The organism is Chromohalobacter sp. 48-RD10 (assembly GCF_029889785.1).
GTDB lineage: Bacteria > Pseudomonadota > Gammaproteobacteria > Pseudomonadales > Halomonadaceae > Chromohalobacter.
The window spans coordinates 1-788 of record NZ_JARANX010000194.1; the positions used below are offsets into that span (position 1 = coordinate 1).

Genomic DNA, 788 nt, shown 5'->3' on the forward strand with positions numbered 1-788 from the left:
CCACGATCCTGGAGATGATCGACGCCTTCTACCGGGCTGGTGCTTTGGTGTTCGGGGGCGGGCATGTGGTGCTCCCGCTGCTGGAGAGCGAGGTCGTCCAGTCAGGCTGGGTGACACCCGATAGCTTCCTCGCGGGCTACGGTGCCGCCCAGGCGATTCCAGGACCGCTATTCACCTTCGCGGCGTATCTTGGCGCCGAGATAGGGACGTTGTCCGTGCCGCTGCTCGGCGCGGCATTGGCGCTCATCATGATCTTCTTGCCGGGTCTATTATTGCTGGTGGCCGTGCTGCCTTACTGGAATAGCTTCAGGCGTCTGGAACGTGCGCAGTCATTGATGCGAGGCGCGAATGCCGCGGTGGTGGGCATCCTGGGCGCTGCACTCTACCAACCGGTCTGGACCAGTGTGGTTGTCGGCTCTTCCGAGTTTGCCCTGGCATTGACGGGCTTTCTGCTGTTGAGCGTATGGAAGCTCCCGGCCTGGGCAGTCGTGGCAATCCTGGCGGTCGGCGGGCTCGTCAGCACGCTGTAGGGGGTGTGAGATCGGCGCGAGCCGCCAGGGCTGTCGGCTCGCGTATCGTTCGCGGTGGGCTAGGCTTACGCTTCGTGACTCGCCTTGTCACGGCGCGGATCGCGGCCCAGCGGATGCGGTTCGCCGCGTTGCTTGGCAAGCTCGATCTGGCGTTGACGCTCGCGGGCACTGTTGCGGGTCTTTTCCGGCAGGTTATCCCAGCAGTGCGGGCAGCTTACGCCGGGCTCGTATTTCTCGGAGGCCATGTCGTCCTCGGAG

1 protein-coding gene and 1 pseudogene are annotated in these 788 nt (G+C 64.3%); one reads left to right on the forward strand and one right to left on the reverse strand.

The features are described from left to right. Positions 1-530, forward strand: a 530-nt coding sequence (locus OP496_RS18200; RefSeq protein WP_280565400.1) for a chromate transporter, incomplete at its 5' end; no start/stop codon positions are given. Positions 531-595: 65 nt separating this feature from the next. Here the strand turns inward: OP496_RS18200 and OP496_RS18205 are convergent. Then, positions 596-788: pseudogene (locus OP496_RS18205) on the reverse strand (hypothetical protein); the annotation flags it as partial.